The organism is Streptomyces sp. WM6386 (assembly GCF_000972385.1).
Lineage (GTDB): Bacteria > Actinomycetota > Actinomycetes > Streptomycetales > Streptomycetaceae > Streptomyces.
The window spans coordinates 1-391 of record NZ_JXTE01000578.1; the positions used below are offsets into that span (position 1 = coordinate 1).

At 69.6% G+C, this 391-nt stretch carries 1 protein-coding gene; it reads right to left on the reverse strand.

The features are described from left to right. The coding region (locus TN53_RS42775; RefSeq protein WP_199924769.1) for a hypothetical protein at nt 1-362 on the reverse strand (362 nt) is incomplete at its 3' end. Nucleotides 363-391: the final 29 nt, after the last annotated feature.

Genomic DNA, 391 nt, shown 5'->3' on the forward strand with positions numbered 1-391 from the left:
AGCCCGATTCGCACGTCGGAGGAGGCCTGGTCCTGCCACTTGCCGAGGTAGGGCGGGTTCACCGCCTCCGCGGTCACCTCCTCCGGCATCACGATCAGACCGCGGACGGAGATGCCCGACAGGGCGATGTGGATACGCGGCCAGTGTCCGCCGGCCTCGATCCGGAAGGAGGGGAAGTGGCCCGCCATGCCCATCCCCGTCCGCAGCTGGGCCCAGTTCATCGCGTCGGACGGGAGCCGCTCCGGCGAGTAGGGCCCGCTGGTGCGGTGCCCAAGGTCGCCCCCCCTCATCATGAACACGGCCTCGAACCCATCCCCGCGCAAGGCCATGCCCACTGGGAAGTACGCCCCGACCTCCGCCATGAACTCCTTGCCGGTGATCAGGACGCCCA